This is a genomic window from Kordiimonas laminariae (assembly GCF_023008165.1).
GTDB classification, from domain to species: Bacteria; Pseudomonadota; Alphaproteobacteria; order Sphingomonadales; family Kordiimonadaceae; genus Kordiimonas; species Kordiimonas laminariae.
The window spans coordinates 170,938-191,212 of record NZ_JAKQZA010000006.1 but is presented as its reverse complement, the minus strand read 5'-3'; the positions used below and the strand labels follow the sequence as shown (position 1 = coordinate 191,212).

The following is a 20,275-nucleotide window of genomic DNA, read 5'->3' as shown; positions in this document are numbered from 1 at the left end:
CTTCATTGGGATGTCGAAATACTGTAGTATTGGCCAATGTATATGAAGTTTATAATTGCTATATCTTTGATTATGACTTCGTCATCTGTCAGCGCTGTCCGCGTAGATGATGACCTTACGGTCTTTGGCACCGAAATTCCGCGCCTGTTCCATTCGCAGCAACCTGGCCCTTATGATCAACTTTTCGATACGCTGGTTGGGGAATACCCCTCTTATTCGCTTATGCGTATGCCAATGCGCCGCGCGCAAAGAAGGTTTTTAGCGGGAGAGGCAGATTGCCTTTTTGTTGGTTCAAAAGATCCTGAAACTTATGAACAACTAGGCATGCCTGCAGATGAAATCCTTCTTTCAGATGCAGTAAACCGTGTGGCTATCCGTGTTTATACTCGTTCAGGTGAAATGATTGTACGTGATCTGGAGCAGCTGCGCGGCAAAACGGTTGCTATTGATTTTGGTGCCGGTACATCGGAGTTATTTTACAAACGCTTCCGTGAGAAAGACATTACTATCTTGCCTGTCGCGAAGCTGGAGCAGGCGTTCTCTCTCCTAAAGCAAAACAGAGTTTCTGCTATCGTAGCTTTTGATTTCGATGTGGAACTGTATGTAAACAGGCACCCGGGTGATGCTGAAATTTTCAGCTATGATCCCACCTATCTTCTGGAAGAAAACAGCGATGCTATTGTTTGCTGGCGTTCTGAGGGCAGTGAGGCGTTTATCAAGCACGTAAATAAACGCCTGGAAGAATTGAAGGCAGAGGACCCTGAACGTTCTGCCCTTCGCGAGTAAGCTTAGAAGCTTTTACACTGCATTTCCTCATCAATAAGCACGCTTTTCTCAGGGAAAGCGTTTTGCGCTAGTTTTTTTACGCCTTCCATGCCGCCATATTGTGCCATCCATTCCTGTTCTTTGGCCATGAAATGTGTTGGTACAATAGTGCTAGCATTCCATGCTTCTGGCACATTAGCGCTGTTCTGCAGCAGATACCAAAACGGGATGAGGAGCACATCTACTTGGGTTTTATTAAGTCCGTGTTTTTTCAGGCTTTCAAGGCTGGCAGTGATATCGCCTGTGTGAAATACGCTTTTGCCGGATGGGAAAGTGATTTTATAGCCAAAATTTGTTGGTGCTTTCTCGCCGTGGTCAACCTGATATACGTCAACGGTAAAGCCATCCTGCTTAATGGTTACTGGCGTATCGGTTGTGTGACGTACTGCTGCTGCGTGAGATATTTCCTCACCAGCGCCTGCGGGCGAAAGTGCATCAAAAGACTTTGGTGTTAGCAGATAGCGAACCATAGGGTTCTGTTTCATGTGTTGAACGCTGGCTGCCGCATCGAAGTGATCCGCATGAATATGGGTGGCGACGGCTAGTTTCACATTTGAAAAACGATTGTTACCCTCATTGATATCTTTAAGCGTGCCTGCGCTTGGCAGTGCAAATTGGCCGTTATAGGCATCTCGCTGCATGACGGCATCGATAAGTACACCTGCGCCGCCGGATTCCACATAAAAGCCAGCATTGGCGATATGGCACACTGTTATGTCTTCTGCTTGCACAGTATGCGTTATGCCAAGTGCGGCTAATAACAGTCCCAATTTCTTCATGGATCATTCCCCCTAACTGAGTTTCAGGGAAGACTATCAGAAGGCTTTACAGAGAGGGGGTCACAATCTGGTTATTCTTGAAATATTATTTCAAAAAATAATGTATTTTCTTCATTAAAATTATCGACAATAAGTGTTGCTGACGCTAATCTCGGCGCAAATCTGTCAGAGTTTTGTGTTATCTGGAGCTAATCATGGCGAAATATCGTTCCCGAACATCTACCCACGGTCGGAATATGGCTGGTGCCCGTGCTTTGTGGCGCGCTACAGGCATGAAAGATGGGGATTTTAAAAAGCCTATCATCGCTGTCGCCAACAGTTTTACTCAGTTTGTGCCCGGACACGTACATCTGAAAGATATGGGGCAACTAGTTGCCAGAGAAATTGAAGCTGCTGGTGGTGTAGCAAAAGAGTTTAATACTATTGCAGTAGATGACGGCATCGCCATGGGCCATGATGGTATGCTCTATAGCTTGCCAAGCCGCGAGATTATCGCGGATAGCGTGGAATATATGGCGAATGCTCACTGTGCTGATGCGCTCGTATGTATTTCCAACTGCGATAAAATTACGCCGGGTATGTTGATGGCAGCACTTAGGCTGAATATCCCTGCAGTTTTTGTATCGGGTGGACCGATGGAAGCTGGCGAAGCGGATTATGACGGCGAAACTCACAAGCTTGATCTAGTAGACGCCATGGTACAAGCGGCACAGCCTGATGTGTCTGACGAGCAAGTTGATCTTGTTGAACGTTCTGCATGCCCGACATGTGGTTCCTGCAGCGGTATGTTTACTGCAAACAGCATGAACTGTCTTACAGAAGCTCTTGGGCTTTCCCTCCCTGGTAATGGAACAACGCTTGCCACACATGCGGACAGGAAAGAGCTTTTCCTCACCGCAGGTAGATTGATCGTTGATCTCTGCCGTAAGCGTTATGAAGAAGGTGATGAAAGCGTATTACCGCGCTCTATTGCTAATTTTAGTGCATTTGAAAATGCTATTGCACTCGATATCGCTATGGGTGGTTCTACGAATACGGTACTTCATTTGTTGGCTGCAGCCCAAGAAGGTGAAGTTGATTTTACTGTAAGTGATATCGACCGAATGTCCCGCATCGTGCCGAACCTTTGTAAGGTCGCACCAGCAACCAGTAAATACCATATACAAGATGTGCACAGGGCAGGTGGTGTATTTGGTATTCTTGGTGAACTTGAGCGTGCTGGCTTGATCAACCGTGATTGCCCAACAGTTCACTCACCTTCGATTGGGGAGGCTATTGATCGCTGTGATGTTGTGCGCAGTGATGATGCGGATCTTCATCATTTCTTTAAAGCAGCGCCAGGCGGGGTGCCAACACAAATAGCCTTCAGTCAGAACAAAAGATATGAGGCACTAGATTTAGACCGTACGGATGGCTGTATCCGCGCTAAAGAGCATGCCTATACGCAGGATGGTGGCCTTGCAGTTCTGTTTGGTAATATCGCAGAAGATGGCTGCGTTGTGAAAACAGCAGGTGTGGATGAAAGTATTTTCAAATTTACTGGCCGTGCTAGGATTTTCGAAAGTCAGGATAGTGCTGTAGATGCTATTCTCGATAACCAGATTATTGCTGGTGATGTGGTTATTATTCGTTATGAAGGCCCGCGTGGTGGACCGGGCATGCAGGAAATGCTCTATCCAACCAGTTACCTAAAATCTATGGGGCTTGGAAAAGAATGTGCGCTGCTTACTGATGGCCGCTTTTCTGGTGGAACCAGTGGTCTTTCCATTGGGCATGTAAGCCCTGAAGCTGCGGAAGGTGGTGCCATTGGCTTGGTTGAAGAAGGTGATGTCATAGAAATTGATATCCCGAACCGAAGCATCAATATGCGTGTTTCTGACGAAGAGTTGAACAAACGCAGAGCTGAGATGGAAGCTAGAGGTAAGAATGCATGGCAACCTGCTGAAGTACGTACACGTAAGGTAACCACTGCGCTTAAGGCGTATGCAGCACTTACAACATCGGCTAGTATGGGGGCTGTAAGGAAGCTACCATAGATTGCTTCAATTAAAGCTTTAAACACGGACAATCCTCTTGTAGCGTTAGCCAACTATTAATTTGGCTGGGGAGCATGCCGTGGAAAATAATTTTCCAACAATTGATGTATTTAAGAAAGCTGTAGGATTGCCGCTGGCATATCCAATGGAAGTGTTGAAAAGTATTGGCTGGATGATCGCTGGCTTTATTGTTGCGGTAGCGGTTTTTGTTGTTCTGATGCTTGTTGGAGGTATTGATCAGGCTGGTCTGCAAGAACTTAACGAAAAGCTATTAGCTAGTGATATTGATGCCATAGGTGCAATTGCTTTCCCTCTTCTCATTGCTGTTCTGGCGATGACGATATTTTTTGCGCACGTGTTTAACCGCTGGGTGAGGCTCGCTGCTCTTGGTGTAGACCGCATTGCTTTTGAAAGTGTTGGGCAGGCGATTGTCGCTGCTGTTGTAAACATGATTAAATTTTTGCTTGTCGGTGTTATTATCGCGATTGCTTCTTTTGTGGCTATGTTTGTGTTCTCCACTGTTGGCTTGGTTGATATAAATGATCCCAATGCGGCGCAAGGCAGTGGTGTTTTCTCGATAGTACAAGTTATTATCAGCTGTGTGATTTATTCTCTGGTATCATCAAATCTGACGAATACTGCGCTAGGAGAAGATAAGGAAGCGCTTAATCATCCGCACACGATTGATTTTGCTATTGTACTTATCCTGATTTATTCCATCATTCTCGTTCCAACAATCTTGATGAGTTATGCAGGTCTTCTGTCTCTTGTTTGGATCGTGCAATTGGTGTTGGGTATCTTCGTGAGTTTTGCTGTTCCTGCTGCACATGGCATTCGTTTTAGCTATTGCCTTATGGAAAACGATCAAGCTGAAAGTGCTGCTCCTGCGATGGAAGCTGATGCCGAAGATGATCAATCTTAACTTTATTAGATAAACAACCTAAAAAGCCGGGGCTTTCCCGGCTTTTTTATTGCCTGCATTCTAAAGAGTGTGAATATTTTTCTCTTTTCCTTGACCTTCACCCTTAATCACGCCATATCGCGCCATGTGTGATGATGCATGTGTATTGGCAGAGGAACTCATAGAGTGAGTAATCTAGTTTTTGATGGTGCCCTTAGGCAGTTTATGTACGGCAAACTTCACCGTGTAACAATCACGGGTGCCGAGCTTGACTATATTGGTTCAATCACTGTTGATCCAATTTTACTGCGTGCGTCGGGGCTTTTGCCGAACACTGCAGTAGATGTAATGAATATCACTAACGGCGAGCGTATTACCACTTATGTGATCGAAGGTACTGAAGGTTCTGGTGTGATTTGTCTAAATGGGGCAGCTGCACACCAGTTTTCCAAGGGGGACCTGGCTATCATTATGGGATATGAGTTTGTTCCCGCCAAAGATCTTCCTGGCCGTGTATCCCGAGCAGTGCACGTAGATTCAGAGAACCAGATCGTAAACATCGATGAGTATGTGACCCCGAGCCATGCAGAGCTTGGTCAGCCGCAGAATAATCGTGAAGGTCAGAAATACGAAACTGTTGATGCCTAAGACTTAATGCTCAGGCATCATATTCTTTAAGCGATATCTAGTTCTACCCATACAGGCGTGTGGTCGCTTGGTTTTTCTTTACCACGTGGTATGCGGTCTACCTTGGCATCTTTAAGAATATCAGCGGCCTGTGGTGATAGAAGCAGGTGATCAATTCTGATGCCGTGGTCTTTCTGCCATGCACCGCGCTGGAAATCCCAATAGCTGTACATTGGTCCGCGAGGTGTGATCTGGCGGATAGAGTCTGTGTATCCCATATTCCACAGCGTACGCAGACGCGCCCGGCTTTCCGGTTGGGTTAGAGCATCTTCTGTCCATGCAGCTGGGTTGTGGCAGTCTTCATCAAATGGAATCACATTATAATCGCCAGCAAGCACAACGGGAATTTCAAGTGTTCTCAGGTATTCTGCACGTTTGATAAGACGGTCCATCCAGCTGAGCTTATAATCAAATTTCGGGCCGGGACGTGGATTACCGTTTGGAAGGTAAATAGAGGCTACACGCACGCCTTTAACCGTGGCTTCAATATAGCGTGCTTGCTCATCTTCTTCGCACTCACTGCTGTCAAGATCAGGCAGACGGCGCATGATATCTTCAATCGGGTGTTTTGAAAGGATTGCAACACCATTAAAGGACTTCTGGCCATGGGTTTCTACATTCCAGCCTTTTTCTTCAAATTCAAGACGCGGGAAGTTTTCATCTATGCTTTTGATTTCCTGTAGGCAGGCAACATCAGGATTAAATTCTTCAAGCCATTCAAGAACACGAGGAAGGCGTGCTTTAACGCCGTTGATGTTAAAGGTAGCAATTTTCACAGATGTGGTCCTTGGTTTAAATGGAGAAGGATGAGCCGCAGCCACAATTCGCTGTGGCATTAGGGTTCACCACTTGAAATGATGCGCCGACAAGGTCTTCAACAAAATCTACTTCTGAACCCATCAGATAGAGCAGGGACATACCATCAACAAGCATGGTTACACCATCACGCTCCACAACGATATCATCAGATTTCTGTTCTTCATCAAATTCAAAACCGTATTGGAAACCGCTACACCCTCCACCAGATACAGAAAGGCGTAATTTCAGGTTTGGATTTCCTTGTTGCTCAATAAGAGCGGCAACGCGTTTAGCCGCGTTCTCGCTAATTGAAACAGGAGTTGCTTGTTCGGTCATGGTACTCTGCCAACGTCAAATAATGAAGTATTCAAGCCATATGTAAGCATATGAAGCTTAATAATCAAATTACATGAAAAAAAAAGTATGATTAAGCTTGCTTAAGTGTGTGCAGGAGGGATTTCTTCTGGAATTCGAAAGCTAGAATGATTGTATCGAATTCATCTTTTTCACTTTTTAAGCTAAAAGGAAGTGCCAGTGCACAAAACTCAACAGGCGAAATGGAATTTTCTGAAAGTTCGCCAGTAAAATAAAGCGGCTGTGCCTCTTCTTTCGATGTCTCTAACACATGCCGCAAAGCTTGGCTGTTGTAGCCCAAGCGTGTGTCTTCCTGATACTGAGCACCCATAGCATATCCCAGCATTTCGATCACTGTTGATCCAATCAGGCGATCAGAAAAGTTGGTGTCATCGAAGGAAACAATGGCTAACTGTGGAAGATAACGTGAGAAATTCTGCGGTCGGAAATCCTGTTTTGAAGGGAACTTCCTGCTTTGTCGAATATCTTCCCAATGCGCTAAAATGCGTTTTTGAAATTCCACATTCATAGCCACAGAAAGGGCATCGTATTTATAACAGTTACTGATCATTTTTATAGTATAGTTAATAAAATATTAACGAGCAACGACATTGTTAACGAATTGTATACAATTTTCCTGTGGTGAGTTAGGCGTTAGCTATTGCTCATTTTTATGTGGGCGGATACTGTGCTGAAAAACTTATTGCAATAAGCAAAAATTTATAGATTCAGGGAGACACTAATGACCGATACCTTGGTTAATTATGAAGAAACGCTTGCACCATATGCATGTATACCTTCCCAAAGCCGAGGTCGCTTGTGTAAAGAACCTGAAGTGCCGTCCCGAAGCTGTTATCAACGCGATAGGGATAGAGTGATTCATTCTTCAAGTTTTCGGCGCTTGAAGCACAAAACACAGGTATTTGTTTACCATGAAGGTGACCATTTCCGTACGCGCCTTACGCATTCGCTTGAAGTAGCGCAGATTGCACGCTCTGTTTGTCGTTCCTTGCACTTGAATGAGGATCTAGGCGAGGCACTTGCGCTGGCGCATGATCTTGGTCATCCGCCTTTTGGGCATATTGGTGAACAGGTTCTCAATGAATGTATGAAAGATCATGACGGTTTTGATCATAATGCACAGTCTTTGCGTCAGCTTACAAAACTTGAGCATCGCTATGCTCAGTTTGATGGCCTGAACCTTACATGGGAAGCGCTAGAAGGTCTGGCTAAGCATAACGGCCCACTTGTAGATGGTCCAATTGATCATAAGAACCCACCAAAGGAACTACCTTTTGGTTTTAAGGAATTCTTGCCTGAGTTTGATCTGGAATTGCATACATATGCATCAGGTGAAGCACAGGTTGCTGCAATTGCTGATGATATCGCTTATTCAAGCCATGATTTGGATGATGGTTTGCGCGCAGGCCTTATCGAATTTGATGAGCTCAAGAATATTCCTATTGTAGCGCAAATCATTGATGAAGTGATGCTTACCTATCCAAACGCGCCGCGTGATATTCTGATCCACGAACTTGTGCGCCGTATGATTAGCCGCATGGTTGGCGATTTGATGGTTGAAAGTACACGTAGAATCAAGGCGTTGGACCCGCAAAACCCGGATGATATCAGGAATGCTGGTCAGCCAACTATTGCCTTTGGTAAAAATATGGGCATTGCTGTAAAAGAACTGAAAACCTTCCTGTTTGAAAAAATGTACCGCCACTATTTGGTAAATCGTATGGCAAGTAAGGCAAAAAGGGTGGTGAAAGATCTATTTGATCTGTATATCTCCGAGCCAGAATGTTTGCCAACCGAATGGAGCGAACGTGCCGGTGAGCCGATGTCTGCTGAAACTGCCCGAGTGGTAGCCGATTTTATCGGCGGTATGACAGACCGTTTTGCTTTCCGTGAGCACGCGAAACTATTCGATCTTTCAAGAGTAACGCTATGAATGTTTTTACCCACTTTCGGGGAATTATTGATACTGAGCTTGCAGCCCTTAGTGCAGCGGGTGATCTCCCTGAAACACTAGATACTAAAAATATTGCTGTAGAGCCGCCACGAGACGCTAGCCACGGTGATATTGCAACAAATGCAGCCCTCGTGCTTTCAAAGCAGGCAAAACGTAAGCCGCGCGATATTGCAGAGCTGCTGGCACCGAGGCTTGAAGGCCTGAGCGATGTTGATGCTGTTGAAATTGCGGGCCCAGGTTTTATCAACCTCCGCCTTGCGCCTTCATTCTGGCAAAATCAGGTTCTGATCATCCTTGAAGATGGTAAGGCGTTTGGTTCAAGCGAAATGGGTGCTGGTGAGCCAGTGAATGTGGAATATGTTTCTGCAAACCCAACTGGACCACTGCATGTGGGCCATACACGCGGTGCTGTGTTTGGTGATGCGCTTTCTAACCTTCTGTCAAAAGCAGGCTTTAAAGTTAGCAAAGAATATTTGATTAATGATGCAGGCGGGCAAATCGATGTGCTCGCTCGTTCATCTTACCTACGTTACTGCGAAGCTCATGGCCGAGATATCGGTGCTATTCCTGAAGGCCTTTACCCAGGTGAATATTTGATCCCTGTTGGTGAAATGCTTAAGGAAAAATACGGCGATAAATGGCTTGATGCTGATGAAAGCGAATGGATCGAAACCATCCGTGATGAAGCGACAGACGCAATGATGGACTTGATCCGGGAAGATCTCAAGGTTCTTGGTGTTGAACATGAGGTGTTTTTCTCAGAAAAGACCCTTCATAAATCAGGCCGTATTGATGAAGTGATCGCTGATTTGCGCGCACGTGGCCATATTTATGAAGGCGTTCTAGAGCCACCTAAAGGCAAAAAGCCGGATGATTGGGAAGCTCGTGAACAAACTTTGTTCCGAGCGACTGATTTTGGTGATGACGTTGATCGTGCACTTCAGAAATCAAACGGTGATTATACCTACTTTGGTGCGGACATCGCCTACCACTATGATAAATATCAGCGCGGCTTTAAAAACATGATTAATGTTTGGGGCGCTGACCATGGTGGTTACGTAAAGCGTATGCAGGCAGCGGTTAAGGGCCTTGCGGAAGATGGCGATCTTGATGTGAAGCTTTGTCAGCTTGTGCGCCTGTTCCGTGATGGTGAACCGTTCAAGATGTCAAAGCGGTCCGGTAACTTCATTACCATGCGTGATGTAGTTGATGAAGTAGGGCGTGATGTAACCCGTTTCATCATGCTTACACGTAAGAACGATGCACCGCTTGATTTTGACTTCGCTAAGGTGACAGAGCAATCAAAGGATAACCCGGTATTTTATGTGCAGTATGCGCATGCGCGTATCTGTTCAGTAATCGGTAAAGCACAGGCTGCTTTTGCTGATCTGGATGCATCTGATGAAGCACTGGCTGGCGCTGATGTGTCAAAACTATCTCATGAAAGTGAGATCGCAATGATTCAGCAGTGTGCTGCGTGGCCTCGTATGGTTGAAGCGGCAGCCGAGGCGCATGAGCCACACAGAATTGCCTTTTTCCTTTATGATCTTGCTTCTGAGTTCCATACTTTCTGGAATAAAGGTAATGATAATCCGTCCCTTCGTTTCATCATTGATGGTGATGAAGAAATGACAAAAGCACGCCTTGCGCTTATTCGCAGTGTAGCTCTTGTTATTGCAAGCGGTTTGGAAGTGCTGGGTGTAACGCCTGTAGAGGAAATGCGCTAAGATGAATGATGAAGAGCAAACAGGGTTAGGCGGGCAAAAAGATATTCCGCCGTGGTTGCAGCCGGTTCCTGAAGATGAAGAGGAACAGACGGCATCAGTGATGGGGTCCAAAAAACTTTGGATCGCAACAGGTGTTGGCGCGGTTGTCACAATTGCTCTGTTTGCTTCAGTTGTCTGGTATCTTTACGACAGTGCTTCTTCTGGGCCTGCTAAGCATGTTGCAGCACCTGAAACTGCTTTTAAGGAAAAGCCAGCAGATGTTGGTGGAATGCAGGTGGCACATCAAGACAAAGAGGTGTTCAATCAGGTTGACGGCACAAAGCCGCGACAAAGCGTGGAACTTGGCACACAACCTGAAAAACCTGTTGAGGAGTTACCAGAAGATCCTGTGGGCGATATCGCTGCTGCTGTAACAGGGGATAAAACACCTGCAGTTGTAGACCAGCCGAAGGTGGAAGATCCAACCTCGGCACCAGTGAAAGAAGAACCTAAGCCAGAAGTGGCGGCTAGCGAAACACCGGCTCAAGTTGAAGAGAAGCCAGTTGATATTATGGAAGGTAAGTTTCGTATCCAGCTTGGCGCCTATGGTTCAGAGCCTAGTGCGAAACGGGCATGGGTCGGCATCCGAGGTAAGTTTTACGAATATTTAAAAGAGAAATCTTCCATATACGAATCTGTGGATACCGGCGGCCGTACACTTTATCGTCTTCGTGTTGGTCCGTTTGATAATCGTGCTGAAGCGGATCAAACTTGTTTAGCATTGAGAGCAGGACAGCAAGCCTGTATCGTGGTTACTCCGTAGGCCTGAAGTATGAAGCCGATTATATTTGGGTGTTCTGGCCCTGAACTAACAGAAGCTGAATTTGCTTTTTTCCAAAAGAATAAACCTGCTGGGTTTATTCTTTTTGCACGTAATGTTGAGGACAAAGCTCAGCTTAGTAAGCTTACCTCTGATCTGAAACGTTCGGTGGGGCGTCATAAAGTACCTATCCTGATTGATCAGGAAGGTGGTCGTGTTCAGCGAATGGCAGAACCACACTGGCGTAAATATCCGCCGATGGGTGTTTTCGGTGAAATGGCGCTCAAGGACCCAACTTTAGCGGCGAGTGCACTACGCTTAAACTGTCGCCTTATGGCGGATGATCTCCGCAAGGTTGGAGTTAACGTAAATTGTTTGCCGCTTCTCGATGTTCGACAAAAGGAAGCAGATGCGATTATTGGTGATCGTGCTTTCTCCGGTGATCCAAGTCTCGTAGCTGCTCTTGGCAGAATTACAGTCGACGCTTTACAGGAAGGTGGTGTGCTGCCGGTTGTGAAGCATATTCCGGGGCATGGCCGGGCGATGGTTGATAGTCATTTGAAACTTCCTGTTGTTGATACGCCTGTTGCAGAGCTTGAAGAAATGGATTTTGCACCTTTCAAAGCGTTAAAGGATGCGCCATTTGCAATGACAGCTCATATTGTATACAGCGCCCTAGATAGCGAAAAGCCCGCTACGCTTTCAAGGCAGGTTATTGCGCGTACCATTCGTATGAAGATGGGTTTCTCTGGGCTGTTGATGACGGACGATCTTTCTATGAAAGCACTGTCAGGTAGCTTCGCAGAACGTTCAAAAGAGGCTTTGGAAGCTGGCTGTGATCTGCTTCTTCACTGCAATGGTGATATGGCTGAAATGGAAGAAGTCGTTTCTGCCTGTGATGAGGTTAATGCTGGATTTGAAAAGCGTATTGCTACCCTGGTACGTAATGTAGAACAGGCACCGATGATTGACCGGGCCGATGTGAAACGTCGTCTCGAAGAATTAATGTCAAAGTTTTAGAAAGTTGATTAAGTGTTTGATCTGAATCAAAAACTTTATGAAGTAAGTATTATGGCATTGCCGTTTTTACTTGCTGTTACATGGCGTGAAGCACTCAGAGGATATGTAGCGCATAAAATGGGTGATTGGAGTGTGGAGCAAAGTGGTAGGCTATCCGCTAATCCACTGGTTCACGCAGACCCCATCTGGACAGGTGTGGTGCCTGTTGTAGCTTTTGTTGTGCTGCAACTGCCAATTCTGTTTGGAATGGCGAAGCCAATTCAGATTAACCCAGGCAACTTTAAAGATATCAATAAGGGCCTTCTCTATGTTGCTATCTCTGGCCCGGCATCTTTGCTCGCGATGATTATTTTCTGGGCATATGTTTGGCGTTTCAGCGGCAGTTTTGGCTTTACGCCACAAGATTGGGTAACCCAAACTGCGCAAGCAGGTGTGATGCTTTCTTCCTTCTTCTTCATTATTGGGCTTATTCCATTGCCCGGGCTTGATGGTGGTAAAGTGCTTGAACATTACCTGCCGTATGAAGCTGCGCAGAAATTCAGAGCGCTTGAACCATATGGGTTTTTCATCCTGCTTGGGATATTCTTCCTATTACCAATGGTAATCGTGTATCCTGCTTTCTTTATGATGAATTTTGTTGCGTCACTCGTGGGTGTTTAATGGCAGAAGTGTTTGAAGAGGATAGCCCGGTACAGGAGCGGATTGATACCGCTGAGGGTGATCCAAACCAGCTTGTACTGCATATGGAGGGCTTTGAAGGCCCTCTAGATGTACTTCTTACACTTGCGCGCGCTCAAAAAGTGGATCTGGCTCAGATTTCAATTCTTGAGCTGGTGGAACAATTCCTGGAGTTTGTTTCTGCGGCAAGGCGATTGAAACTTGAGTTGGCTGCTGATTATCTGGTAATGGCCGCTTGGCTTGCTTACCTCAAATCCCGTCTGCTGCTTCCAAAAGAAGAGAATGATGAAGAACCAAGTGCGGAAGAGCTTGCTTTCCGCCTGCAACTTCGCCTGCAAAGGCTTGAGGCTATGCGTGAGGTGGGCGCCCAGATTATGGGGCGTGACCGTATGGGGAGAGATGTTTTTCGTCGCGGTGCACCTGAGGGGCTGAAGCTGATGAAGAACGGGGCTTATGATGTGACGCTCTATGAACTTCTTCGTGCATATGCTGATAATCGACAAAAACACACCGTTACCGAAATAAAAATTGAGCGCAGACCTGTTTTTGCGCTAGAAGACGCGATCGAACGCCTTTCAGACCTGATTGGCACTGCATTTACATGGTCAACGCTTTCAACCTTTCTGCCGGAAGAATTGAAAGATCAAAGACTGCGTAAGTCTGCACTTGCCAGTATGTTCGCTGCAAGCCTAGAGTTAGCGCGGCAAGGACAGGCTGATTTGCGCCAGATGGAAGCGTTTGGACCAATATATTTAAGACACCGGGATGAGGATGACCGGACCAAGGATACTGCAACGAATGACTGAGACGACAGATAGGCAAATGGAACATCGCAGAATGGTGGAAGCGATCCTGTTCGCAAGCGAACAGCCGTTGTCGCCCAGTGATATTGCGGAGCGTATGCCAGAAGGTGTTGAAGTAGAGGCCCATATTGAAGCCCTTATAGAAGAATACAGCACGCGCGGCGTAAACCTCGTGCTTGTCGCTGATAAATATATGTTCCGTACTGCGAGTGATCTTTCTTTCCTTTTGCGCAAGGAAGTGGACGAACCTCGCAAGCTTTCTCGAGCTGCAGTGGAAACGCTTTCAATCATTGCATATCACCAACCAGTGACCAGAGCAGAGATTGAAGATATCCGCGGTGTTACCATATCTAAAGGAACATTGGATGTTCTTATAGAAGCGGGTTGGGTGAAACTTATGGGACGCCGTAAAACGCCGGGTAGACCGGTCACATACGGCACTACAGATGAATTTCTTATTCACTTTGGTATTGAATCCATCAAGGACTTACCTGGCCTTAAAGAGCTTAAGGCTGCAGGTCTTCTCGATACAGTGGATGTTGCCCTTGATAAAATGGGCGGTATGCCTGAGCCAGGTAAGAGCACGGAAGATGAAGAAGATGACAACCAAATTGATCTAGAGGAAGCAATCGCAAAATCTGAACGCGAGGCCGCTGAAAAGATCAGACAGGAACGTGATCTTCAGGGTGAAGAAATAGTAGAAGAGGAGCTTCAGGCAGCACCTTCCGCGAGTGAAGAAAATGCGGCTGTTGAAGAACCAATAAATGAGACAACGCAACTGGGTTTGTTGCTTTAGTGATAAAATGACCGGAATTTCCGGCTTATGGAGAGTGAGACTATGCCTGGACCATGGCAAATTGCATTAGTAGTTCTATTGGCGCTTCTTCTTTTCGGGCGTGGTAAAATCTCAGGCCTGATGGGCGATGTCGCCAAAGGCATCACAAGCTTCCGTAAGGGGCTGAAAGAAGGCACTGAGGAAGAGACTGCTGAGCCAAAATCAGTTGAAGATAAAACAATTGAAGGTGAAGCAACGAAGGTTAATACAGACATTAAAGAAAAGTCTGAAAGCTAACCTTTTAAAGGTGGAACCATTCCATGATACCTGAAATTGGTGCAATGGAGATATTCATTGTTGGGGTACTGGCGCTTATTGTTGTCGGACCTAAAGAGTTGCCTAAACTTCTGAGAGCAGTTGGTGGTATCGTGCGTAAGGGGCGAGAGCTGACGGCAGAATTTCGTGATGGTATCGAAACTCTAGCTGCAGAAGCAGAGCGTGAAGCTGATCCGTTTAATGATCTACGCAAGGAAGAAGGCCTCCGCCCGGGTATGAGCCCAGAGGAAATCACTGAGCATATTATGGCTAACCGTGAGCATGAAGCCCAAGGTCTTGCAGATGCCACTGAAGAGGCAGACAAGAAGCCAGTTGATAAAGGGGACAAAGCGTGATGACCCCCGGTCAGTTCGATGGCGAAAATACCAAACCTGATATCATTGATGATGATAATGAGGTTGATGCGAGCCGTGCGCCGCTGCTGTCACACCTAACTGAGCTTCGTAGTCGTCTGATTAAGGTGCTCATCGGGATGATTATTACCTTTGGTATTGCACTTTTCTTTTCAGAAGAGATTTTTCAGATTTTAGCGCGTCCTTATGTTGTCGCGACTGAAGGTAAAGAAGGGGCGCGGATGATTTTTACAGGCCTTTTAGAGGGCTTTGTTGTGAATCTGAAGGTGGCTCTATATGCAGCCTTTATCGTTACTTTCCCACTACTTGCACTTCAGATATGGAAATTTGTGGCACCAGGCCTCTACAGTAACGAAAAACGTGCGTTTCTACCCTTTCTTGTGGCTACACCGGTTCTTTTCGCTATGGGCGGGTCGCTCGCTTATTTCGTTGTAATCCCGTTTGCCTGGGAATTTCTGTTAAGTTTCGAACAAACAGCAACAAATGGCGGTATTGCGATTGCTGCGGAAGCGAAGGTAGATGAATATCTCGCGCTTATCATGAAAATGATATTCGGCTTTGGCGTTGCGTTCCTATTGCCAGTTGCGCTTACCTTAATGGGAAGGGCAGGTATTGTTACAGCTCAAGGGCTGAGGGAAAAACGTGCATATACAGTTGTTGGAACCTTTCTTGTTGCTGCTTTTTTAACGCCGCCGGACCCAATTAGCCAAATCGCGCTTGGCATTCCTATCCTGCTATTATATGAGCTTTCTATTATTCTTATCGCGATGACTGAAAAGAAACGCGAAGAGGAAGAAGCTGAAAATACCTAATATCACGGCATTCTTGCCATAAATTAACTACGGGATATCCCAAAATGTTTGATCTGAAGTTCATTCGTGAAAATCCAGAAGCCTTTGATGCTGCTCTTGCACGCCGTGGTGAGGAAGCGCGCTCCGCTGAAATTCTGAAGCTGGACTCGGATCACCGTTCGCTGGCGACAGAAGCGCAAACTGCACAGGCCCGCCGCAATGAAGCATCAAAACTTATTGGTAAAGCCAAAGGGCAGGGTAATGAGGAAGAAGCTCAAGCGCTGATGGCGGAAGTTGCAGAACTTAAAACCAAACTCGCTGATCTTGAAGAAAAAGAGCGCACGCTTGGTGCTGAACTTAATAACCTTCTGATGAGCTTGCCGAATATGGTTTATGACGATGTTCCAGATGGCGATGATGAAGAAGATAATGAAGAAGTTCGCGCTTGGGGTAAGCCTGCTGCATTCGATTTTGATGCGAAAGAGCATTTCGATATTGGCGAAGCACTGGGCATGATGGACTTTGAACGTGCGGCTAAGCTTTCTGGCTCTCGCTTTGTAGTGCTGAAAGGTGGCCTTGCCCGCCTTGAACGTGCCATTGGCCAATTTATGATTGATCTGCACGTGAATGAGCACGGCTATGAAGAAATGGTAACGCCTGTAATGGTGCGCGATAGTGCGTTGTACGGTACGGGCCAACTTCCAAAATTTGGTGAGGATGCCTTTAAAACAACTACAGATCACTGGTTAATCCCAACATCTGAGGTAACGCTAACGAACCTTCATTCTGGTGAAATTCTCGATGAAGCAACATTGCCGCTTCGCTTTACAGCACTTAGCCAGTGTTTCCGAGCTGAAGCTGGTTCTGCGGGCCGTGATACACGTGGCATGATCCGTCAACACCAGTTCGCAAAAGTGGAAATGGTTTCTGTGACAACGCCTGAGCAAAGCGATGAAGAGCTTGAACGTATGACAGGCTGTGCAGAAGAAGTGTTGAAGCGTCTTCACCTGCCATACCGTGTTGTTAAACTTTGCACAGGCGATATTGGCTTTGGTGCGCGCCGTACATATGATCTGGAAGTATATCTTCCGGGACAGGGCCGTTACCGAGAGATTTCAAGCTGTAGTGTTATGGGTGATTTCCAGGCACGCCGCATGAAAATGCGTTGTCGTCCGAAAGGTGAAAAGAAAACCACTTTTGTTCATACATTGAATGGTTCAGGACTTGCGGTTGGACGTACGCTGATTGCAGTTATTGAAAACTATCAACAGGCGGACGGTACAATCCGTGTTCCGGAAGCACTTCGCTCATACATGGGCGGCGTTGATGTGATCGGAGCATAAAACCATGGCCATTTCCACGCAGCGTATCCTGATTTCAAATGACGACGGCATTAACGCGCCGGGTATTGCAATTCTTGAGAAGATTGCGCGCCAACTGAGCGACGATGTATGGATTGTAGCGCCTGAGAGCGAACAATCAGGCGCAGGGCATTCACTTACCCTTACAAAGCCAATCCGTGTGCGTCAGGCAGGTGAAAAGCGCTTTGCCGTAAGCGGCACACCGACGGACTGTGTGATGATGGCCGTAAACCATATTATGGCAGACAATCTGCCAACACTTATCCTCTCCGGTATTAACCGGGGAGGAAATCTTGCCGAAGATGTGACTTATTCAGGGACTGTATCTGTAGCAATGGAAGGTACGCTTGCCGCTATCCCTTCAATTGCACTGAGTTTATGTATTCGTCCGAACCAAACGACCAAATGGGAAACTGCTGAGAAGTTTGCACCGGATGTTATCCGTGACCTGATAAGCGTTGATTGGCCTGAAGATGTGCTGATGAACGTGAATTTCCCAGCGTTCCCACCAGAGGAAATCGAAGGTGTTCGAGTTACGGAGCAGGGCCGACGTGAGATGATTGGGAATAACATCGAAGAGCGTGTTGATCCGCGTGGCTTTAAATATTTCTGGTTTGGCCTTGGCCGTGAAGTTGGTCTTCCAGGGCATGAAACTGATATCAAGAGTGTGCGCGAGAAATGGATTTCTGTTACACCGCTTCATCTTGATCTTACTCATCACAAGGCACGTAAGGCAATCGCGCCAGCGCTTGAAAAAAGCTTCACATAACAGGGGCTTCTCCCTGTTGCCCTTATGAGCAGATGTGGTTATTCTGCTTATGACAAGGGTGGAGGATTTGTGAAAAAGTTCCAAACAGGCACAGTATTGGCGGTTATCTCCGCTTTGGCGGTTTCAGCGTGTTCTTCTGGGAATACATTTGATCCCGCTGCAGTTAAACCTGTTTATAATATCCGTCACGCACCGCTTCCTCTCCCGGATCCTAAATGGAACCCGCGTAGAGCGCATAGCGGTAAGAAAACTGTTCAAACTGCACCACGTAGGCAGACAGCTAGTTCATCTCGGCCAAGATCAACCCCCGCGCCTGTTGTACAGGCTTCTGCTGGTACTATTACCGTGCGTAAAGGCGATACGCTTTATGCTATTTCTCGCCGTACAGGGGTGCCCGTACGTTCATTGATTACCGCAAACCGTTTGCGTGCGCCTTATGCGCTCGCAGTTGGACAGCGCTTGCAAGTGCCAAGTGCCCGCGTGCATGTGGTGAAAAGGGGGGAAACGGGCTACAGTATTTCGCGGCGGTATGGGGTGACAGTGTCTTCCTTGATGCGGGTGAACAGTATTCGTAAACCATACACATTGAGTGTAGGGCAAAAGCTGAAGCTTCCAGGCGGGGCAACCGCTGGTTCAACACAGGTAGCTTCCAGTACTCCTGTGACAACAACAAAACCCAAACCGCGCCCGAGAGGTCGTTCGGTTGCGATACCAACACCGCCGCCAAGAACAAGTTCTGGCTTCGTTTGGCCCGTGACTGGCAAAATAGCCTCTCGCTTTGGTCCTCGTGAAGGAGGGCTTCATAATGATGGTATCAATATTCTTGCAAAGGCAGGTACACCAGTGAAGGCAGCTGAGGCTGGTGTAGTTGTGTATGCATCTAATGCACTTGAAGGCTACGGTAATCTGCTTTTGGTGAAGCACGCTGAAGGCTGGGTTACTGCATATGCGCATACTGAACGTATTCTTGTTCGGCAAGGCCAGCGCGTTAAAAAAGGGCAGGTTGTAGCCCGTGTTGGCTCAACAGGTGGTGTTGCAAGCCCTCAGCTTCACTTTGAAATCAGAAAAGGTCGCAGGGCACTTGATCCACTTCGGCATCTTTCCAGCTAAATCAGAATTTGATTTTCTGCTCTAATTCACCCGCCAGGTTATTTACATATTGCCATGCCGTTCGGCCTGATCTGTTTCCTCGGGTTTTTGCCCACTCGAGCGCGTCGTGTTTCCAGTTATGCTCGGGTTTGAGGTTGAATTCGGTAATATACCCTTCGATCATGGCCAGATAATCGGCCTGATCTGCCGCGTGAAAACCTAGCCACAGGCCAAATCGGTCTGAAAGAGCGATGGTTTCATCCATAGATTCATTAGGATGAATACCAATTGCACTTTCCTGATCAGCCATTTGACGGGGCAAGAGGTGTCTGCGGTTAGAAGAGGCATAGAAAATCACATTATCTGGCCTACCTTCCAAACCACCTTCAAGTACAGATTTTAAAGCTTTGAAATCCCGGTCAGGCCGGTTGAAGGACAAGTCATCACAAAATAGGATAAAGCTTCTGTTTGAGGTGCGTAGTGCGTTCATTAGCTTTGGTAGATCAGAAATGTCTTCTCTGTGAATTTCAACGAGTGAAGGTGCTTTTAGCCCGAATTCCTGAATCAGGTGACTATGGATAGCTTTAACAAGTGTACTTTTCCCCATACCGCGCGCACCCCACAATAGTGCGTTATTGGCGCTAAAACCTTTTGCAAATCTTAGTGAGTTTGTAAGGAGAGTGTCTTTTGTGCGTTTAATGCCATGTAGTAATTCAAGCCGAGGAGCTGCAATGGTATCGACCGCTCTCAAACTGTTGGTTTCCGGAGAAAACACAAAGGCTTGGGCTTTAGCGTTTTCCGGAAATACGACGGGTTTCAGTCTTTGCTTTGCAAGTGTTTCGGTAAGTGATTGTATCGCACACACGAGCGCTTCATTTGAATCTTTCGACAATGTCGCCACTTGTATCACCTTTTCGCGTTTACCATTTAGGGTTCAGGACATACCACGGGAAGTGCTTTTAGGCGAGGCTGCTGTTGCATTTAAGCCTGAGAAAGCTATAGTCCCGCCATGAGATTTATATCGGGGCACTAGTTTCCCTTTAGAAGAGGTTTAACCATATGTTTTCTTTGCCGGTTATTGCACAGGCTGCACCGCAACCAAGCTTGTTTGATACAATGCTTCCACTTGTTCTGATCGTAGTTGTGTTCTGGTTCCTTATTCTGCGCCCGCAGAACAAGAAAATGAAAGATCATCGCGAGATGGTGAACAATGTTTCTCGTGGTGATACCGTGGTAACTGCTGGTGGCCTTATTGGTAAGGTTACAAAAGTAAAAGATGATAATGAAATTGAAGTTGAATTGGCTAATGACGTGCGTGTTCGCGTTGTTAAAAGCACGCTTACAGAAGTGCGCAGCAAAAATGAGCCAGTGAAAACTGATAGCAAATAAGTAAAGTGATCAAGCCCGGTCTAGTGCCGG

The 20,275-nt window shown here is 46.6% G+C and carries 23 protein-coding genes; 18 read left to right on the top strand and 5 right to left on the bottom strand.

The genetic code is table 11. The features are described from left to right. Nucleotides 1-42: 42 nt before the first annotated feature. Nucleotides 43-786, top strand: a complete 744-nt coding sequence (locus MF542_RS13940; protein WP_247020507.1) for a substrate-binding periplasmic protein — start codon at nt 43-45, stop codon at nt 784-786. 2 nt (nt 787-788) lie between these two features. Here the strand turns inward: MF542_RS13940 and MF542_RS13935 are convergent, their stop codons facing one another. Next, complete coding sequence (locus MF542_RS13935; protein ID WP_247020505.1) at nt 789-1,604, bottom strand: MBL fold metallo-hydrolase; 816 nt, start codon at nt 1,602-1,604, stop codon at nt 789-791. A 194-nt stretch (nt 1,605-1,798) separates the two neighbouring features. On the opposite strand from MF542_RS13935, the gene ilvD reads away from it, so the two are divergent. The 3 genes from ilvD to panD all read left to right on the top strand — a co-directional run bounded on the left by ilvD (nt 1,799) and on the right by panD (nt 5,189). Beyond that, on the top strand, nt 1,799-3,640 hold the full coding sequence (ilvD, locus tag MF542_RS13930) for a dihydroxy-acid dehydratase (RefSeq protein ID WP_247020503.1): 1,842 nt from the start codon (nt 1,799-1,801) through the stop codon (nt 3,638-3,640). Between the two features lie 79 nt (nt 3,641-3,719). Further along, nucleotides 3,720-4,562 (top strand): hypothetical protein, encoded by an 843-nt coding sequence (locus tag MF542_RS13925; protein ID WP_247020501.1) that lies wholly within the window; start codon nt 3,720-3,722, stop codon nt 4,560-4,562. Between the two features lie 165 nt (nt 4,563-4,727). Beyond that, nucleotides 4,728-5,189, top strand: coding sequence for an aspartate 1-decarboxylase (gene panD, locus MF542_RS13920; RefSeq protein ID WP_247020499.1), 462 nt, complete (start codon nt 4,728-4,730; stop codon nt 5,187-5,189). Nucleotides 5,190-5,215: 26 nt separating this feature from the next. Here panD and xth read toward each other — a convergent pair whose 3' ends face one another. The 3 genes from xth to MF542_RS13905 all read right to left on the bottom strand — a co-directional run bounded on the left by xth (nt 5,216) and on the right by MF542_RS13905 (nt 6,903). Beyond that, nucleotides 5,216-6,004 (bottom strand): exodeoxyribonuclease III, encoded by a 789-nt coding sequence (xth, locus tag MF542_RS13915; protein WP_343264894.1) that lies wholly within the window; start codon nt 6,002-6,004, stop codon nt 5,216-5,218. A 16-nt stretch (nt 6,005-6,020) separates the two neighbouring features. Beyond that, nucleotides 6,021-6,362 (bottom strand): iron-sulfur cluster insertion protein ErpA, encoded by a 342-nt coding sequence (erpA, locus tag MF542_RS13910; protein ID WP_247020495.1) that lies wholly within the window; start codon nt 6,360-6,362, stop codon nt 6,021-6,023. 91 nt (nt 6,363-6,453) lie between these two features. Then, complete coding sequence (locus tag MF542_RS13905) at nt 6,454-6,903, bottom strand: PAS domain-containing protein (RefSeq protein ID WP_247020493.1); 450 nt, start codon at nt 6,901-6,903, stop codon at nt 6,454-6,456. Between the two features lie 219 nt (nt 6,904-7,122). Between MF542_RS13905 and MF542_RS13900 the strand changes: the two genes are divergently transcribed. The 13 genes from MF542_RS13900 (at nt 7,123) to MF542_RS13840 (ending at nt 18,877) form a co-directional block, all read left to right on the top strand. Further along, nucleotides 7,123-8,334: a deoxyguanosinetriphosphate triphosphohydrolase gene (locus MF542_RS13900; RefSeq protein ID WP_247020491.1), complete on the top strand. Its 1,212-nt coding sequence runs from the start codon at nt 7,123-7,125 to the stop codon at nt 8,332-8,334. After that, a complete protein-coding gene (gene argS, locus MF542_RS13895; RefSeq protein ID WP_247020489.1) occupies nt 8,331-10,082 on the top strand; it encodes an arginine--tRNA ligase in 1,752 nt (583 codons plus the stop codon). Before MF542_RS13900 ends, argS begins: the two co-directional genes overlap by 4 nt. A gap of 1 nt (nt 10,083) precedes the next feature. Beyond that, a complete protein-coding gene (locus tag MF542_RS13890) occupies nt 10,084-10,884 on the top strand; it encodes an SPOR domain-containing protein (RefSeq protein WP_247020487.1) in 801 nt (266 codons plus the stop codon). A gap of 9 nt (nt 10,885-10,893) precedes the next feature. Beyond that, the gene (gene nagZ / locus MF542_RS13885; protein WP_247020485.1) at nt 10,894-11,901 is read left to right on the top strand and encodes a beta-N-acetylhexosaminidase; all 1,008 of its coding nucleotides are present in this window, start codon (nt 10,894-10,896) and stop codon (nt 11,899-11,901) included. 12 nt (nt 11,902-11,913) lie between these two features. Then, a complete protein-coding gene (locus MF542_RS13880; protein ID WP_247020483.1) occupies nt 11,914-12,561 on the top strand; it encodes a site-2 protease family protein in 648 nt (215 codons plus the stop codon). Further along, the gene (locus tag MF542_RS13875; protein WP_247020481.1) at nt 12,561-13,385 is read left to right on the top strand and encodes a segregation and condensation protein A; all 825 of its coding nucleotides are present in this window, start codon (nt 12,561-12,563) and stop codon (nt 13,383-13,385) included. Before MF542_RS13880 ends, MF542_RS13875 begins: the two co-directional genes overlap by 1 nt. Then, entirely contained in the window at nt 13,378-14,178 is an 801-nt protein-coding gene (scpB, locus tag MF542_RS13870; protein ID WP_247020479.1) for an SMC-Scp complex subunit ScpB, read from the top strand. Before MF542_RS13875 ends, scpB begins: the two co-directional genes overlap by 8 nt. 42 nt (nt 14,179-14,220) lie before the next feature. Then, nucleotides 14,221-14,454, top strand: a complete 234-nt coding sequence (locus tag MF542_RS13865; RefSeq protein ID WP_247020477.1) for a twin-arginine translocase TatA/TatE family subunit — start codon at nt 14,221-14,223, stop codon at nt 14,452-14,454. Between the two features lie 23 nt (nt 14,455-14,477). Next, on the top strand, nt 14,478-14,828 hold the full coding sequence (locus MF542_RS13860) for a Sec-independent protein translocase subunit TatA/TatB (protein WP_247020475.1): 351 nt from the start codon (nt 14,478-14,480) through the stop codon (nt 14,826-14,828). Next, a complete protein-coding gene (gene tatC, locus MF542_RS13855) occupies nt 14,828-15,658 on the top strand; it encodes a twin-arginine translocase subunit TatC (protein WP_247020571.1) in 831 nt (276 codons plus the stop codon). The genes MF542_RS13860 and tatC overlap by 1 nt, the downstream gene beginning before the upstream one ends. Before the next feature lie 44 nt (nt 15,659-15,702). Beyond that, complete coding sequence (gene serS, locus MF542_RS13850; RefSeq protein ID WP_247020472.1) at nt 15,703-16,980, top strand: serine--tRNA ligase; 1,278 nt, start codon at nt 15,703-15,705, stop codon at nt 16,978-16,980. A gap of 4 nt (nt 16,981-16,984) precedes the next feature. After that, nucleotides 16,985-17,767 carry a 5'/3'-nucleotidase SurE gene (gene surE / locus MF542_RS13845; RefSeq protein WP_247020470.1) on the top strand — a complete coding sequence of 261 codons (783 nt, stop codon included), beginning with the start codon at nt 16,985-16,987 and terminating at the stop codon, nt 17,765-17,767. A 69-nt stretch (nt 17,768-17,836) separates the two neighbouring features. Continuing rightward, nucleotides 17,837-18,877, top strand: coding sequence for a peptidoglycan DD-metalloendopeptidase family protein (locus tag MF542_RS13840; RefSeq protein WP_247020468.1), 1,041 nt, complete (start codon nt 17,837-17,839; stop codon nt 18,875-18,877). 1 nt (nt 18,878) lies between these two features. Here MF542_RS13840 and MF542_RS13835 read toward each other — a convergent pair whose 3' ends face one another. Next, nucleotides 18,879-19,757 (bottom strand): ATP-binding protein, encoded by an 879-nt coding sequence (locus tag MF542_RS13835; RefSeq protein WP_247020467.1) that lies wholly within the window; start codon nt 19,755-19,757, stop codon nt 18,879-18,881. A 158-nt stretch (nt 19,758-19,915) separates the two neighbouring features. On the opposite strand from MF542_RS13835, the gene yajC reads away from it, so the two are divergent. Continuing rightward, on the top strand, nt 19,916-20,245 hold the full coding sequence (gene yajC, locus MF542_RS13830) for a preprotein translocase subunit YajC (protein ID WP_247020465.1): 330 nt from the start codon (nt 19,916-19,918) through the stop codon (nt 20,243-20,245). The last annotated feature ends 30 nt before the right edge of the window (nt 20,246-20,275 follow it).

What these genes read in the sequence shown, in the direction of transcription:
- tatC (WP_247020571.1), top strand. Translation starts at nt 14,828, where the DNA reads ATGACCCCCGGTCAGTTCGATGGCGAAAATACCAAACCTGATATCATT.
- erpA (WP_247020495.1), bottom strand. Translation starts at nt 6,362, where the DNA reads ATGACCGAACAAGCAACTCCTGTTTCAATTAGCGAGAACGCGGCTAAA.
- argS (WP_247020489.1), top strand. Translation starts at nt 8,331, where the DNA reads ATGAATGTTTTTACCCACTTTCGGGGAATTATTGATACTGAGCTTGCA.
- MF542_RS13865 (WP_247020477.1), top strand. Translation starts at nt 14,221, where the DNA reads ATGCCTGGACCATGGCAAATTGCATTAGTAGTTCTATTGGCGCTTCTT.
- MF542_RS13860 (WP_247020475.1), top strand. Translation starts at nt 14,478, where the DNA reads ATGATACCTGAAATTGGTGCAATGGAGATATTCATTGTTGGGGTACTG.
- surE (WP_247020470.1), top strand. Translation starts at nt 16,985, where the DNA reads ATGGCCATTTCCACGCAGCGTATCCTGATTTCAAATGACGACGGCATT.
- MF542_RS13900 (WP_247020491.1), top strand. Translation starts at nt 7,123, where the DNA reads ATGACCGATACCTTGGTTAATTATGAAGAAACGCTTGCACCATATGCA.
- nagZ (WP_247020485.1), top strand. Translation starts at nt 10,894, where the DNA reads ATGAAGCCGATTATATTTGGGTGTTCTGGCCCTGAACTAACAGAAGCT.
- ilvD (WP_247020503.1), top strand. Translation starts at nt 1,799, where the DNA reads ATGGCGAAATATCGTTCCCGAACATCTACCCACGGTCGGAATATGGCT.
- yajC (WP_247020465.1), top strand. Translation starts at nt 19,916, where the DNA reads ATGTTTTCTTTGCCGGTTATTGCACAGGCTGCACCGCAACCAAGCTTG.
- scpB (WP_247020479.1), top strand. Translation starts at nt 13,378, where the DNA reads ATGACTGAGACGACAGATAGGCAAATGGAACATCGCAGAATGGTGGAA.
- MF542_RS13890 (WP_247020487.1), top strand. Translation starts at nt 10,084, where the DNA reads ATGAATGATGAAGAGCAAACAGGGTTAGGCGGGCAAAAAGATATTCCG.
- serS (WP_247020472.1), top strand. Translation starts at nt 15,703, where the DNA reads ATGTTTGATCTGAAGTTCATTCGTGAAAATCCAGAAGCCTTTGATGCT.
- MF542_RS13935 (WP_247020505.1), bottom strand. Translation starts at nt 1,604, where the DNA reads ATGAAGAAATTGGGACTGTTATTAGCCGCACTTGGCATAACGCATACT.
- MF542_RS13940 (WP_247020507.1), top strand. Translation starts at nt 43, where the DNA reads ATGAAGTTTATAATTGCTATATCTTTGATTATGACTTCGTCATCTGTC.
- MF542_RS13875 (WP_247020481.1), top strand. Translation starts at nt 12,561, where the DNA reads ATGGCAGAAGTGTTTGAAGAGGATAGCCCGGTACAGGAGCGGATTGAT.